Origin of the sequence: Psychrobacter piscatorii (assembly GCF_043641605.1) — a bacterium.
In the GTDB taxonomy this organism is placed as follows: Bacteria; Pseudomonadota; Gammaproteobacteria; order Pseudomonadales; family Moraxellaceae; genus Psychrobacter; species Psychrobacter piscatorii_C.
Genome location: NZ_JBHZRK010000011.1, coordinates 27,307 through 42,591, shown reverse-complemented (window position 1 = coordinate 42,591; position 15,285 = coordinate 27,307). Strand labels below are relative to the sequence as shown.

The 15,285-nt window shown below is 42.6% G+C and carries 15 protein-coding genes; 10 read left to right on the top strand and 5 right to left on the bottom strand.

Features of this window, described 5'->3' with window-relative positions; genetic code table 11:
* Positions 1-164: 164 nt before the first annotated feature.
* Together purN and purM are read right to left on the bottom strand one after the other, a co-directional pair.
* Positions 165-854 carry a phosphoribosylglycinamide formyltransferase gene (gene purN, locus ACHUET_RS10795; RefSeq protein WP_394212733.1) on the bottom strand — a complete coding sequence of 230 codons (690 nt, stop codon included), beginning with the start codon at positions 852-854 and terminating at the stop codon, positions 165-167.
* Complete coding sequence (purM, locus tag ACHUET_RS10790; protein ID WP_394212731.1) at positions 854-1,903, bottom strand: phosphoribosylformylglycinamidine cyclo-ligase; 1,050 nt, start codon at positions 1,901-1,903, stop codon at positions 854-856. Before purM ends, purN begins: the two co-directional genes overlap by 1 nt.
* Positions 1,904-2,226: 323 nt before the next feature.
* On the opposite strand from purM, the gene ACHUET_RS10785 reads away from it, so the two are divergent.
* From ACHUET_RS10785 to ACHUET_RS10775, 3 genes are all read left to right on the top strand, one after another.
* Positions 2,227-3,333, top strand: a complete 1,107-nt coding sequence (locus ACHUET_RS10785) for an AI-2E family transporter (protein WP_394212730.1) — start codon at positions 2,227-2,229, stop codon at positions 3,331-3,333.
* Positions 3,334-3,649: 316 nt separating this feature from the next.
* Positions 3,650-4,453, top strand: coding sequence for a DnaA regulatory inactivator Hda (hda, locus tag ACHUET_RS10780; RefSeq protein ID WP_093071321.1), 804 nt, complete (start codon positions 3,650-3,652; stop codon positions 4,451-4,453).
* Between the two features lie 103 nt (positions 4,454-4,556).
* Positions 4,557-5,258 carry a DUF2057 family protein gene (locus ACHUET_RS10775; RefSeq protein WP_394212728.1) on the top strand — a complete coding sequence of 234 codons (702 nt, stop codon included), beginning with the start codon at positions 4,557-4,559 and terminating at the stop codon, positions 5,256-5,258.
* A gap of 119 nt (positions 5,259-5,377) precedes the next feature.
* Here ACHUET_RS10775 and ACHUET_RS10770 read toward each other — a convergent pair whose 3' ends face one another.
* Positions 5,378-5,863, bottom strand: a complete 486-nt coding sequence (locus ACHUET_RS10770) for a Dps family protein (protein ID WP_394212727.1) — start codon at positions 5,861-5,863, stop codon at positions 5,378-5,380.
* A 256-nt stretch (positions 5,864-6,119) separates the two neighbouring features.
* Positions 6,120-6,779, bottom strand: coding sequence for a YcxB family protein (locus tag ACHUET_RS10765; RefSeq protein WP_058025884.1), 660 nt, complete (start codon positions 6,777-6,779; stop codon positions 6,120-6,122).
* 485 nt (positions 6,780-7,264) lie between these two features.
* Between ACHUET_RS10765 and serS the strand changes: the two genes are divergently transcribed.
* The 6 genes from serS (at position 7,265) to ACHUET_RS10735 (ending at position 13,558) form a co-directional block, all read left to right on the top strand.
* Complete coding sequence (gene serS, locus ACHUET_RS10760; protein ID WP_394212725.1) at positions 7,265-8,551, top strand: serine--tRNA ligase; 1,287 nt, start codon at positions 7,265-7,267, stop codon at positions 8,549-8,551.
* A 13-nt stretch (positions 8,552-8,564) separates the two neighbouring features.
* Positions 8,565-8,945, top strand: coding sequence for a hypothetical protein (locus ACHUET_RS10755; RefSeq protein ID WP_394212724.1), 381 nt, complete (start codon positions 8,565-8,567; stop codon positions 8,943-8,945).
* A 93-nt stretch (positions 8,946-9,038) separates the two neighbouring features.
* The gene (gene tkt, locus ACHUET_RS10750) at positions 9,039-11,036 is read left to right on the top strand and encodes a transketolase (protein WP_394212722.1); all 1,998 of its coding nucleotides are present in this window, start codon (positions 9,039-9,041) and stop codon (positions 11,034-11,036) included.
* Between the two features lie 270 nt (positions 11,037-11,306).
* Positions 11,307-11,849: a hypothetical protein gene (locus ACHUET_RS10745; protein WP_201599506.1), complete on the top strand. Its 543-nt coding sequence runs from the start codon at positions 11,307-11,309 to the stop codon at positions 11,847-11,849.
* A gap of 184 nt (positions 11,850-12,033) precedes the next feature.
* Entirely contained in the window at positions 12,034-12,450 is a 417-nt protein-coding gene (locus tag ACHUET_RS10740) for a hypothetical protein (RefSeq protein WP_394212720.1), read from the top strand.
* A gap of 73 nt (positions 12,451-12,523) precedes the next feature.
* Positions 12,524-13,558, top strand: coding sequence for a nuclease-related domain-containing protein (locus ACHUET_RS10735; RefSeq protein WP_394212718.1), 1,035 nt, complete (start codon positions 12,524-12,526; stop codon positions 13,556-13,558).
* Between the two features lie 51 nt (positions 13,559-13,609).
* Here ACHUET_RS10735 and ACHUET_RS10730 read toward each other — a convergent pair whose 3' ends face one another.
* A complete protein-coding gene (locus tag ACHUET_RS10730; RefSeq protein WP_394212716.1) occupies positions 13,610-14,566 on the bottom strand; it encodes a LysR family transcriptional regulator in 957 nt (318 codons plus the stop codon).
* A gap of 174 nt (positions 14,567-14,740) precedes the next feature.
* Here ACHUET_RS10730 and ACHUET_RS10725 point away from each other — a divergent pair, with 174 nt between their 5' ends.
* Complete coding sequence (locus ACHUET_RS10725; protein WP_394212714.1) at positions 14,741-15,160, top strand: nuclear transport factor 2 family protein; 420 nt, start codon at positions 14,741-14,743, stop codon at positions 15,158-15,160.
* The last annotated feature ends 125 nt before the right edge of the window (positions 15,161-15,285 follow it).

The window sequence follows — 15,285 nt, the reverse complement described above, 5'->3', positions numbered from 1 at the left end:
ATCTGTTATAAATGACCATTTATACTCTTTTATAGGTGGTCACTGAATAAGAAAAGCCCAGTTACTCATTGCGAGTAACTGGGCTTTTTGTTGTTTTATACCGTAAAAAATGGCTTAAACAACCAAAGGTTTTATCTGTCTATATGTTATGCATTACTTATATTCTATGAAGTGATAAATAACTGCAAAGGTAGGGTTGGTAGGTATTGATTAGCTTGTGAAGTGCTTTCGGCTTCAAGTGACAAAACGTTTTTTGCTAGCAGCAATATCGTCCACGGTAAAAGCTTGTGCTCTAGCTTCTGTACCCGTGACTGTAAGCTCTCTGCCGTATCGTTGATATCGACACTCAGTACGGCTTGGGTCAATACCTGACCTGCATCCAGCTCCGCTGTTACCTTATGAATACTACAGCCATGATGACGATCACCCGCCTGCAGTACTCGCTGATGCGTATCTAGGCCTTTATAAACTGGCAGTAGAGAAGGATGCAAATTAATCATCGGTGCAGGCGCATTATCGATAAATGAGCCACTCAATACACGCATGAAACCAGCCAAAACGATCAGATCAGGTTGCCATGCAATGAGCTGCTCGTTTGCATGAGCCTCAAAGGTCTTAATACCCATGCGTTTGCCACTCGCAACGTGCGACAAGGCAGCAACGGGAATCGATGCATCGGTCGCACGTGTCAACGCATAAGCATCTTCACGGTTACTAATGACACCAACGATTTCGATCGGTAGCGCACCTGCTTGCATGGCATCTATGAGCACTTGTAGGTTGCTACCACTTCCTGAGACCAAAACAGCAATACGTAATGGTTTGACAGCTTGGTTTGTCTGATCAATTGACATTAACGGTATACCACGGCATCGGCTTCACGTTTGACCATTTCGCCCAGTTGCCAAGCGTTTTCACCAGCGTCAGTCAATGTCTTGATCGTTGCTTCGGCTTTATCTTTAGGCACCACGATGACAAAACCAACGCCGCAGTTAAAGGTGCGGTACATCTCACTTTGCTCAATATTGCCTTGAGTTTGTAACCAAGTGAATAACTCTGAGAACTGCCAGCTGCTGGTATCGATGCTAGCGGCTAGGTCATCAGGGAGCACACGTGGCAAGTTGTCAGTGAGACCGCCACCTGTGATGTGCGACATGGCATGAAGCGCTGAGCTACCAAGGGTATCTTGCAATGCTTTGATGGCTTTAACATAGATACGAGTAGGCGCCATCAAGGCATCTTGAATAGGTTGACCGTCTAGTTGCTCATCGCTATTGGTTACGTCAATACCGCTAACCTCGATCACTTTACGTACCAGTGAGTAGCCATTTGAGTGTGCGCCACTTGAAGCCAATGCAATCAGGACATCGCCTTCGGCAACGTTGTCACCAGTCACGACCTCGCTTTCTTCAACCACGCCCACGCAGAATCCTGCGAGGTCATAATCGTCGTCTTGATACATACCTGGCATTTCAGCAGTTTCACCGCCGATAAGCGCACAGTTAGCAAGTTTACAACCATCGCCAATACCAGTGACCACAGTCGCAGCTACATCAACATCAAGCTTGCCTGTTGCGTAGTAATCTAAGAAAAATAGTGGCTCTGCACCGCAAACCAACAAATCATTGACGCACATCGCGACCAAATCAATACCGATGGTATCGTGACGATTGAGCTGTAATGCCAATTTTAGTTTGGTGCCCACACCATCAGTACCAGACACCAATAACGGAGAAGTGTAACCTGTTGGGATACGGCATAACGCACCAAAACCGCCAAGTCCACCCACGACTTCAGGACGAGTAGTGGCTTTTGCAACGGACTTGATTCGCTGAACCAAAGCATCGCCTGCATCGATATCAACGCCGGCGTCTTTGTAGCTTAAAGAAGGCTTGTCACTCATAGTCATCTCACAGTTGGGGATAGATAATTGGAATTAAAAAGTAAGGGAGTCAATCACGCTAAAATCAGCGAGATAAAGTTTAAAGGCAAAGTTTAAAGATAGTGCGCGCATTATACCCAAAAACAGACCGTACTCGCAAAGCAACTTGCCAATATTTGGCTAAGATTTGCATTAAGTGGTAAATAAGCGGTTAAGAAACAAAAAATGACTGATTTTTTGTTGTACTCTGCGATAATAAAACGCTAAATTTACGACTCCTGACGGCTCAAGTACCGCAATTTTTGTCACTATCTCAAATCAGCCCACGTATAGGATTACTTATCATGATGAACCAACCAATCGACCCTTTTTTCAGACGTTTATTTATCGTCGTCGCTTTGGTTGTGGCGCTGTTCCTTCTCTACCTGATGATACCAGTCATTGTGCCGTTTATATTTGCTTTTATGCTAGCTTACTTGTTCAATCCTTTGGTAAAGCGATTGTCAAAACATCTCAGACGTTGGATCGCAATTATTATTGTTTACTCTACCATCACTGTAGGGATGGCGCTGTTGCTCTGGTGGTTGGTACCGACATTGTGGCATCAGCTACAAGCCGCTTGGGAGTATCTACCTAAGATATCTGGCTGGTATAACCAAGTAGTACGCGAGTGGTTCAATAGCAATACTCGTTTTCAATTGCCTGTGTTAGAGTCTAAGGATTTTTCTGAGACGCTGGTCGAGTATATGCAAACGAATTATAAGTTTGCTGATGCCAGTACCATGATGAGCCAAGTACTGACTTCAAGTATGAACTTTATTAACAGTGCAGGACTGATCGTGTTGGTGCCAATTTTAACGTTTTATTTTTTGTTCAATTGGGATCAGCGTTTACAGACGTGGAAGATGGCGATACCAGGAGCATACTGCAAACAAGTCGTCGGTATCGCCAAAGAGTGCGATCAGGCTTTAATGGCGTTTATCAAAGGCCAGCTGTTGGTGATGGTGCTGCTGGGTGCTATTTATGCCATACAGCTGCAGCTTATTGGTCTAGAGCTTGGACTTATCATCGGTATGGTGGCTGGTATTGCTAGCTTTGTGCCTTACTTGGGTTTTGGTATTGGATTTGTGGCCGCTATCATCGCCTGCTTGTTTCAGTTTGGATTGGATTGGACCTACCTGTTATTGGTCGTTGGGGCGTTTTTAGTCGGACAAGCCGCAGAAGGTTATATTCTGCAGCCGCTACTATTAGGTGATAAGATTGGTTTATCACCATTATGGGTTATCTTTGCGGTATTGGCAGGCGCCAGTCTATTGGGTTTTGTGGGTATGTTAATCGCGCTACCGGTCTCTGCTGTCTTGAATGTATTGTTCCGTCACCTATATGCGTATTATCGCACGACAGATTTTTATAAAGGTCGTAAACAACTGCTATTGTTTGAGAAGAAGTAAATATTCTATTATTGAATATAGTGAGCGGATAGCGTACAAATGGCAAGCATAAAGCAAATGATTGATAAGGCTTAGTAGGTAAAAGACTTGTCAGTCATTTTGCAAATATGTTATATATAGTCGCAGTGTTGATCGTATCAGCCGTTGCTATATTTTTTATCAAGATTAGCCTGGTTAAGGCAATTCATCCATCATAAAAAAGCTATATATCCACTGCACACATTTTTATCAGGTAGTATGGATAGTACTGAATAGCAATTTATTCCTTTTTCTACTGCACTTTTATATTGCACTACGCAACACGAGTTGATGATTCATGGCAGAAGCACAGCTAAGTCTCAATCTGGACATTAAGCATGATGCAAGTCTCAGCGACTTTGCCGGTCCCGGTTGGATGTCTATTATTGATGCAGTGCGGCAATTACATGTCGGCCTGATCGGTCAGTTATACCTGTTTGGTAGCCCTGCGACGGGTAAGTCTCACTTGCTCTCCGCTATTTGTGAGTCATTTATTGAAATGGACAAATCAGCAATTTGCTTGTCACTCAATGAATTGATCCATACCGACGTCCATGTATTATCTTCTTTAGAAAACTTTGATCTGATTGCTATCGATGATTTAGAAGTGCTTGAGCAAAGCAGTCAGTGGCAAGAAGCGCTGTTTCATCTGATCAACCGTAGCCGCGAAGGTCAGCGCCAGCTTTTATTTGCGGCCAATAAGCCAGCAGGTGACTTGCCGTTTCAACTCAGAGATTTATTGACGCGTTTGGCACAAGCACCAGCCTTTAAAGTGCCTACTGGTCATGATTTAGCAGACCGTCAGGCATTGCTCCAATCCATTTTGCGTCGGCGCGGCTGGCAATTTGATGATCGCATTATTAATCATTTATTGACTGAAGGGCCACATCGTATCGGTGCAATGATGGAAGTGCTTAATTATATTCAGCCAATGTTTTCTAACCTTGGCCGCAGTAATATATCAAAAGCAGTGATCAGTGACGCATTACGTACTATTGATGAGCAAACGCTTGCAGCAGAGCTGGCTGATATAGCCCAAGAGACGCAAGTAGACAACGAGACGACGGATCAAGACCAACATACGATGCCACTTGATTTTTAGCAGTAAAACTTTTAATCGTAAAACTTTTAGCAGTAAAAATACAAATAACAGTAAGAATACGAACTTTTTATCCAACCTGCTTTCACTATTAATGGAATAACCTATGAAATCGAATGCTTCTTTGCTAAAAAAATTGACTATTGGTATGTTGTTGGTGGGTGCGACCTCAGTCTCTATGATGTCACAAGCCGCTGTGACACTATTGGTTGATGACCATATCAAAGTGACTGCCATTAATGGACAAGAAGTTCAGCAGAGCGCTTTTCAGCCATTAACCAAGAAGTTCACGCTCCAGCCGGGTCAACACGCTATCACTGCTAAGTATGATCGCTTATATAACTTGCTGCGTGATGAGCATGATTACCTGCGTTCAGGTAACGTCAGCGTGACGGCGGAATTGTTAGATAACCAAACGTATCGTTTGACGATGCCGAACCAGCCAGAAGATTACGAAGCCGCTAAAGATTATGCTAAGCAGCCAACACTCGCTATTCAGCAGAACAACACGGTTATCGCAAGTCAACAGGGTATGGCTGGCAATCAAGGTGGACTACTTTCAGGGCTTGGTAAGGCGCTAGGTGGTGTGTTTGGTGGGGCGGGCGATGCCGAGCTACAAAACCAACGTGCGATAGCAGCATTAGATCAACCAGCAGTAATGCCAAACAATGCTAATGTTGGTACGACCAATATCAAGCAAACCACGAGTGTGAATACCTCTACCAGTACATTAGATTCATTTATGCAGATTTGGCTACAAGCAACGCCTGCTGAGCGTGAAAAGATGCGTCAATGGATTCAACAGTAAATCAATCTGTTACAGATTGCTGAGCATAAAAAAGCACCCAACTGGGTGCTTTTTTATGGTTCTAAATTTTACTGTTATTTGGCTTAATTTAAGCGATATATAATCAGCTTAATAAAGTATTAGCCCAAAAAGGCATTATACATCCATACCAGTTTTTCTTGCTCTTGTACGTATGCATCAACCAGATCAGCAGTACCTTGATCATCGCTTTCTGCTGCTAATGAGGATACTCGACGCTGCTCGGCAATTAGCGCTTGTAAACCAGTTACCACGCCTTTAACGCAAGATGTACCATCTTTGACGTTTTTGTCTTCGCTGATGCTCGTATGTTGTACAAAATCGCTATAAGCGTGAAGTGGTGTACCACCTAGAGTCAAGATACGCTCAGCGATCTCATCAATCTGTAACTGCAATGCTGTGTATAATTCTTCAAACTTCGGATGCAAAGTAAAAAAGTGCTCACCTTTTACATTCCAATGATAGCCACGTACGTTTAAGTAAAACACATGATATGTTGATAGCAAGTTGTTTAATTGAACGATGACTTCACTCATGTCAGCTTTTTCTAGACCGATCTGGTTAGTAGCGTTATTAGTATTACTCATAGTATTGTCCTTATAGTGTGAGTGTTGTTATATAAAATTGAAGAAAGACGAGTAGTAGTTAATTAATATAAAAATAAAAATATCTTAACTTTTATTAATATCTATATAAGCTCTAGCTCTTCCTTTGATGCTTATAATAATAGCAAACTATTATTAATAAGTTAAATATAATAAATGCAATTTTACGATTGGTTTTATAAAACTATAATTGAGTCTCTCTATCGTTTTTCTAAACGATAGAGATAGCTAATAGCCATTATGCTGGCGGCTGCAAGTTTTCAGGATTTAAGCCTTTAACCGGAACCACTTCTTGTAAATGTTGACGTACCGTATCGATAGGGAATTTTTGCGCTTGCAAGCGTTTCGGAAGGATTTGGCTACCTTGCTGACCTTTCATCTCAAACATCATAAAGATATAGTCGTCAGTCTCATCCCAGCTCTTGATAGCAGTCCACGGAATAACCGCTTGTTGAGTCGCGCCCGCACGCATTTGCATACCGCGCATTTGCGAGTTTTTCATCATCTCAGGCTGGTTGCTTGGCATCGCCATGACTAGACCATGTTTTTGTACACCAAGCTTCATTTGACGCATTTCATCTGGCATCTCTTGATCAGCAATTTGTTTTTCAAACTCTCTTTTTACATACCATCTAAAGCCTAAAGTACGCGCCAAAAGATAAATCACCACACCAACGAGCATCAACCAAAAAATGATGGTTGAGTAGCCTGTTACAAAGATCAGTCCTGCAATAGCGAGTACCACAACCACAGCCATAATGATCCATTCTTTGGTCTTAAAGCTCGACAGACCAAAAGAGGGGCTGGCACTGGCAAACAGTTCATATTGGGCTTGAAGGAATTCAGCTTCAGTCAGGTTTAAGGCGACAGGTTGGAGCGTGTAAGGATACAGGGCCATAAAGGTTTCTCAGATGCTTGTGTTAAAAGTGTTGGGTTTACATCGCCAAAGCCAAGTCGTGATGTACTACTTGGCTGTAGGTAAATAAAGGTATGCGCTTATCTTACCGAAAAGTACTCCTAAATGAAACATATAAGCGGTTCTGTTCACTGATAGCGGCGATATTAATGGCTTTAATAAAGGTAGATGAGCCTTATTAAAGTAAGTTGAACTTTAGGATATGTATTTCGGGTAAGTATAACTGGCTATGGATAATGAAAGTAGTAGCCCAAAATCACGCTAAAAGCGCTCAAAAAAGCTCAAAGCATGGTCAAATCTGCTGGGTCTTGGTATGATAGCGGCACCCATATAGTTTGATAAAAAATATGGCAGCATGGCAAGGTAGTTATTGCGTTATCAAGCTTTGCAATAAGTATAAGCTGACCAATAATTATACTAATAATGTTTAAACTTCTTATTCACTCTTAGTGTTACAGGCAACTATTATGATAGATCCAAAACTCTTACGCGGCGATTTAAGCGATTTACAGCAACAACTGGCCACTCGTGGCTATACGCTTGATATGGAGTTTTGGCAGTCGATTGAATCCGAGCGCAAGTCTCTACAAGTCAAAACAGAAGAGTTGCAATCGCGCCGTAACGCTGGCGCTAAGCAAGTCGGTGCTCTAAAAAAATCAGGCGAAGATGCCAGTGAGCTATTGGCTGAGATGCAAAGCGTTAGCGGTGAGATCAAAGCTGCTGAAGACGAGCTACGCACCTTACAAGAGCGACTCACTCAAGCAGCGCTACAGATTCCAAATATTCCAGCGGCAGATGTACCAGTGGGTACGTCAGAAGACGATAACGTAGAGGTGCGCAAATGGGGCACGCCGCGTACGTTTGACTTTGAAATTCAAGATCATACTCATATCGGTGAGACGCTTGGCATGCTGGATTTTGAAGCAGCGACTAAGTTAACTGGTAGCCGTTTTAACGTGCTAAAAGGTCAATTGGCGCAGCTGCATCGTGCACTGATTCAATTTATGCTCAACACCCATACGATGAAATATGGTTATCTTGAGACCTATGTGCCTTATATCGTCAATAGCGATAGCTTAAAAGGGACGGGTCAGTTGCCTAAGTTTGAAGATGATTTATTTAAGCTAAGCAATCACACGAATAACGATGAGATGGATTTTTATCTCATCCCAACGGCTGAAGTACCGATGACCAACTTGGTACGCGGCGAGCGTTTGGATATCAAAGAGCTACCGCTAAAATTCACCGCGCATACGCCATGTTTCCGTAGTGAAGCCGGTTCGCACGGGCGTGATACTCGCGGCTTGATTCGTCAGCATCAGTTTGAAAAAGTTGAAATGGTCAATGTCGGTACTAGCGATCAGTCTGATGACTTGCTAGAGGCGATGACAGGGCAGGCCGAATATATCTTGCAGCAGCTTGAGTTGCCATACCGTACAGTACAACTATGTACGGGTGATATGGGTTTTGCCGCACAAAAAACCTATGACATTGAAGTATGGCTACCAAGCCAAGACACTTATCGTGAAATCTCTAGCTGCTCTAACTGTGGTGACTTCCAAGCGCGCCGTATGGGTACGCGTGTCAAAGATGGCAAGCAAACCAGCTTGGCTCATACCCTAAACGGTTCAGGTCTAGCGGTTGGTCGTACGCTACTAGCAGTGATGGAAAATCATCAAAATGCGGATGGTAGCATCACGATTCCAGAAGTATTGCGTCCGTTTATGGGCGGTGCTGAGCGTATTGAAATTTGAGGGTAATGACGTTATGAATACTTTGTCTATAGTTGATAAATTGAATTACTCACAATATATCATCTATGGTCAAAGTAGTGGCGACAGCTTGTTAGGCTTTGAAATGGATGCCAATATATTTTTCTGTTGTAAGGAAAACAATGTTGGCTGTGATTTTATTTATCAGGAACGTCATGATGACGCGAACTGCATGCTTACGTTGTATTGTAAATTTGCAAATAATATAAGCTATCAGCAAATCGCAGATTATTTAGAGGAGAGATGGCTTCAGTATGTTTGCTATCAAGAATTTGAGAAACATTATATTGAAGTCGTTAACGATCAATTGATTTTTTATTATGTGACCCGATCAAGTCATGGACTAGGAGTAACAGGGAAAATTGTTGCTACTTAGTTTATAATGAGCCACCTATTTAGATATCTAAGTAAATTCAGTTCAATAACCTTTTTCATTCAAATAAACTTTCCTTTGATATTAGGACACGCTATGCCCACCCCAATTAACGAACGTAAACTAGCCAATGCCATCCGTGTACTGTCGTTTGACGCGGTTCAAAAAGCCAACTCTGGACATCCGGGTGCGCCAATGGGTATGGCTGATATTGCCGAAGTTTTGTGGCGCAAATTTTTGAAGCACAATCCAGCTGATCCTAATTGGCACAACCGTGATCGCTTTGTACTGTCAAACGGTCATGGCTCGATGCTTATTTATTCATTGCTACATTTATCAGGTTACGATGTGAGCGTTGATGACCTAAAAGGTTTCCGTCAGCTGCATTCAAAAACCCCAGGTCACCCTGAGCTTGGCTACACGCCTGGTGTCGAGACAACTACTGGTCCACTAGGACAAGGTATTGCCAATGCTGTTGGTTTTGCAATTGCAGAAAAAACCCTAGCTGCACAGTTCAACCGTGACGGTTATAATATCGTTGATCACCATACCTATGCATTCTTAGGTGATGGCTGCTTAATGGAAGGTATCAGTCATGAAGTGTGCTCGCTCGCTGGCACGTTGGCGCTTGGCAAGTTAGTATTCTTCTACGATGACAATGGCATCTCAATCGACGGTAATGTCGAAGGCTGGTTCACTGACGATACCGAAGCGCGCTTTGAGTCGTATGGCTGGCAAGTCATCAAAGTCGATGGTCACGATACCGATGCGATCACGCAGGCAACTGAGCAAGCCATTGCAGAGACGACTAAGCCAAGTCTAATTATTTGTAAAACGACTATCGGTGCTGGTAGCCCGAACAAACAAGGCCTTGCGGCTAGTCATGGCGCGCCACTTGGTGATGACGAAATCGCCTTGACTCGCGATGCACTGTCTTGGAAACATGCCCCGTTTGAATTAGATAACGAAATCTATGAAGCGTGGGATGCTAAAGCCAAAGGCGACGTCCAGCAAAAGAACTGGGATGCGGACTTTGAAGCGTATAAAAAAGCCTATCCAGAGCTTGCAGCAGAACTATCACGCCGTCTAAATGGTGATTTGCCAGCTGACTTTGATAGCCAAGCACAAGCGTATATTCAGCAAACACAAGAAGCGGGCGGTGATGTCGCTAGTCGTAAAGCCAGCCAAAATGCAATCAATAGCTTGCAGCCATTATTGCCAGAACTACTAGGCGGCTCAGCAGATTTAGCTGGCTCGAACCTCACGCTATTTAAGGGCGCTAAAGGCATCGAGAAAGACGCTGATGGCAACTACATCTATTATGGCGTACGTGAGTTCGGTATGACCGCGATTGCCAATGGTATCGCATTGCATGGCGGCTTTATCCCTTACGTAGCGACGTTCCTAATGTTTATGGAATATGCACGTAACGCGGTACGCATGGGCGCACTGATGAAGCAGCGCGTCATCCACGTCTATACCCATGACTCTATCGGTCTGGGTGAAGATGGCCCGACGCATCAGCCAGTTGAGCAATTGACTAGTCTACGTACCACGCCAAATCTACGTACATGGCGTCCATGTGATGCGACTGAATCTGCCAGCGCTTGGGCAGAAGCAATCAAATCAGAAAATAACCCATCAGCATTGATCTTTAGCCGTCAAAGCTTGCCACATCAAGCACGTGATAGCGAGCAAGTAGCGAACATCACCAAAGGTGGTTATGTGCTTGCGAAAGAAAAAGGCGAGCTACAAGCCATCATCATCGCCACTGGTTCAGAAGTTGGCCTAGCGATGGAAGCGTATCAGGCGTTGAGCGCAAATGGCGTTGGCGTACGTGTAGTGTCTATGCCATGTGCTGAGATTTTTGTTGAGCAAGATGCTAGCTATCGCGAAGCGGTATTGCCTGCCAACATCCGTGCTCGCGTCGCAGTAGAAGCCGCGCATGTAGATTACTGGTATAAGTTCGTTGGTTTAGATGGCAAAGTCATCGGTATGACCACTTATGGCGAATCTGCTCCAGCTAGCGATCTATATAAAGAGTTTGGTATTACCACTGACGCTGTGGTTGAAGCGGTAAATAGTTTGGTTTAATTAGCCTGACTTAATTAGTATTTAAAAAAAAGCCATCAGAGAAATCTGGTGGCTTTTTTTGTGATTTAATTTTTGGCTTTTCTTTTGGTCTGCTTTTATCAATATGGTTATTGGTAAAATAACTGCTGCAACCAGTACTAAATTCTGTGCCTCAATATAATGATTTAGTGGTAAATTAGAATAGATTGATTGCTTACAAAGATAAGTTTTATTTCTTGTGCAGCTCTCATATAAAAATAAATTATATAACTACAGAATTGGAAAAATTAGATGGATAGTATCGAGCTGACAAACGCTATTACATGGCTAAAACAGATTGAACTAAGTGAAGGCTTGATAGCAGCCTGCATAATCGGAATATTTGGACTATGCGGTATTCTCATTACTCAGAGATCTGAACGCAAAAAAGAGTATGAAGCCTTTTTAAGAATAAAGTTTGAGGAAGTAGTTTTTAGACTAGTTGATTTTGCAGCCATTATTCAGGAAGTTCAATCCAAAAGTTTTTCAAGCAATTGCGATGAAGCTTTAGATGTTGATGAATTTTACAGAGAAGGTGGCAAGATAGAAATATTGATAGCTTTATATTTTCCAGAGCTTGAGAAAAAATATGAGTTGTTTTTAAATGCAGGAGGAGACCTGATAAATGCACAGTATGAATATGAAATTAACCCTAACGATAGTACTTTAGATGCACTTAAACAGCTTGATGAAGAGTATGATCGGGTTTATAAGAGTTTTTATAAACATATCAGATCATGTTCTTCTGCTTATGCCAAGCCTTTAAAGCATCGTAAGAGAGTGCTGATCAATTAAATTTAAAGAGTTTTATTATTGCGCTTAGCACATTCTATAACCATTCTAAAGATCGCTATTATGTCCCTGAAATCCAGCTTCAAATGTTTCCTAGGTGAAACCGTTATCAACGTCATCATGTGGCTAAAGCTTGAAAAAGATGTCTATAATCCGAAAGAAAAAATTATATAGGCTGGACACAAAGATGAATATCATGCATCAAAAAGTAGCTATCTATAACAATAAAATTAAAGAAAGTGCTGAGTTAATATTTGAAAGCTATTCGGATTCTGCTGAAAATGTTGGACTAACTCTTGTATTGGCTGGACTTGGTAGGTATAAATTTCAAGGTAGTGATTTTTATACAGCGCTATTTGGACTCAGAGCGCTACTAGAGCCTAAAAGCATTGTTATATGTATTAATGGCTGTAGATTAGATTTTGTCTGCTCAAGCATGGGTCAGCAAATGTCGCAAGGAAGAGTTGGCTATATTATTGAAATGGGAAAGCGAGCAACCAATAGAGCTAGGACTTTTGATCAGTGTGATGATCTAAATAAGTTAACCACAGCAAGTAAGCAAATGGATTATATCAGACAATGGAATGAGTCGCTAAAAGGTTAATTTACGGGTTATATTAAATGAATATTTGGTGTAAGTGCTAATTAAGCAGATACTATAGACAGAGTAAAAAGCAATGTCCCTAAAATCCAGCTTCAAAGGTTTCCTAGGCGAAACTGTCATCAACGTCGCCATGTGGCTAAAGCTTGAAAAAGACGTCTATCACCGATTAAACGGTATTACCTTGCCAAGAGCCAATGGTGGCAGTACGCAAATCGATCATATCATCGTCTCTGTATACGGTATCTTTGTCATTGAAACCAAAAACTATAAAGGCTGGATATACGGTAGCGAGACACAAAGACAGTGGACGCAATCATTCCCAAATGGAAGCAAATTCAAATTTCAAAACCCATTGCGTCAAAACTACTTGCACATTAAGACGCTCGCAGATTTATTAGGATTGGAGCTGAGCTACTTCCATTCGATGATTGCGTTCATTGGTGAATGTGAGCTAAAAACCCGTGATGAGCTACCCGAGCACGTATTGACGAGTGGTATGGTCTCTTATGTAAAGAAGAAACAAGACAAGCTACTCACTGAAGACGAGGTCACATCCATTGTTGAGCAGATTGAAGGCAATAGATTTAGTAAATCGTGGCGCACCAATCGACAGCATAAGGCATATCTCAAAGACAAGCATAGCCCATCAAATAAACAGCCTAGCGGTAACGCTAATGATAAACCAGTTGCTAAAGTGGCTAATAAGCCTACGTCAGAGCCGATAGTAAAAGAGACCGCTAAAAGACTTCCTCTAAAAAGTAGAGAGGTGCATCGATGGTCTGGTCAAACTGAGGTTGAATCTAGCGAGTTACCCGTTAATAATCTGGAAACCAAGCAAACAATTACATCACATACCGGTATGTCACATGATATGGCCAATAAAGTGTTTCTTACACCATTTGAGGTTGTAGAATCTGAGCCAAAAGTTAATGAACCTGCGATGCTTAAAGTGACAGAAGATGCCGCTAATCTGATTCAAATACCAACCTGTCCAAGATGTCAGGGTGAGATGGTTGAACGCATCGCAAAAAAAGGCGCACGCCAAGGACAATCCTTTTATGGGTGCGCGCAGTTTCCTAAATGCCGCGGCGTGGTCAATGTTAGCTGATAACAATGGTTCTACAATTTAGATGTCTATCATTCAAGCTACTAAGAAAGATTATGCAAACCCCTCTAACCGATGAGAGCAGTCAATTAACCAATCTGCCACCGCTCTGACTCGTGCTGAGCGCCGAACATCTGGGTGCATGACCAGATAAAGAGGGTATGATTGAGCCAGTGGCATAGGTGAGTGTGCATCTAACTGCTCAGGTTGTAATGGCTCAGCAGCCGCGTAATTGTCCGCTGAAGAAGTAGCTTCTAAGTCAGTTATCGTGACTTTATTAATAGTATCAACCGTTACCAGTTCTGGGTACTGACGGGCTAAAAAATCTGGTAACAAAGCAATTCCTATTTTTTGACGAGCCGCATGACATGCCATATATAAGTCATTGGTACTAAAAGCAATCGTATAAGCATACTGCTTTATGAGTGTCTGAGACCAAGTGAGCACTCTGGCGTTGGCTTGAAACTCTATCAGCTGCCATTGCTCAGGTCTGGTATCTTTGAGGTATTCATCATGGGCATAAAATCGATAAGTCGATGACCCTAATGTACGAATAACCAAGTCTTCTTGAGTGGGGCGGCGCGTTCGTATGGCGATATCGGCTTCTCGTTGATGTAAATTGCTCATACTGACATCACCGCTTAAAGCCAATACGATATCTGGAAAGCGCTGGCGAAAATCAGCCAAAGCAGGTATGAGCACCTCATTTGCCCATACAGGCGGGGCGGATACCAACACTTTGCCTTGTAGAACGTTCTGATCAATCGCCATTCTTTGAAAAGTGACCATCTCTTTTTTGACTTCTACTGCTTGGTGGTAGAGCCGCTCGCCCTCGATAGTTAACGCGTAGCGTTTGCCCAGCCGATCAAAGAGGTTGACGTCCAATGTTTGCTCAAGATGTTCAATACGCCGAGCAACCGTACTGTGCTGCACATTCATTTCTTCAGCGCACGCGGTCAATGTTTGTTTTTCTACTAAGCAAACAAAGTAAGCCAAATCATCCCAGTACATAGTTATTCTCTTGTTTTAATCATCTCTTATCTTAGCAAATTTTATTGTGCATATTTGCACAGTCGCTGTGTGGGCGTCGTCTGTTTTTCTATCATGCTTCTCATTAGACTGAGTATCACTCGCTGGCAGCTCCACACGCCGCGATTGAATTCATCCACGATAGTGAGAAAACCCATGCAGACAACCGCAAACACCCAAACCCTTGATCAGTTCGTCGCTCATGTCTTTGCAGAGGAGTATAAGCAAGCCATGATGCTATGTACCACAGATGTCAAATTCGTAGTCTTTCGAAACCAAAGCGACCACCAAGTACCGATTTATGGTGCTCATATCGGCCAAGCAGCAGGTACGCTATTCTTTAAAAATTTGGCGCAACTGTTTGAATTTGGCACTTTTGAGATGGACGATTCTATCGAAAACGATCATTATATTGTTAGATTTGGCGAGCTTGCACATACGGTCAAGCGTACGGGCGACGTGTTTAATAGCCTTTGGACGATGATTGTCCGCTTCGATGAGGTAGGCAGGATTTGCTTATATCGTATGCACGAAGACACCGCAGCGTTGGAAGCGGCGCTGCATATCTCAAGATAGAGGTCTTATAAGGTAAAAACGGTGAGAGATAAAGATAATTTGATGTGATCATAATGATAAAAGCAAAACCGCCATGATGGCGGTTTTGTCATCTGCTATCCAATTATTTATTAGATGATTAAAAA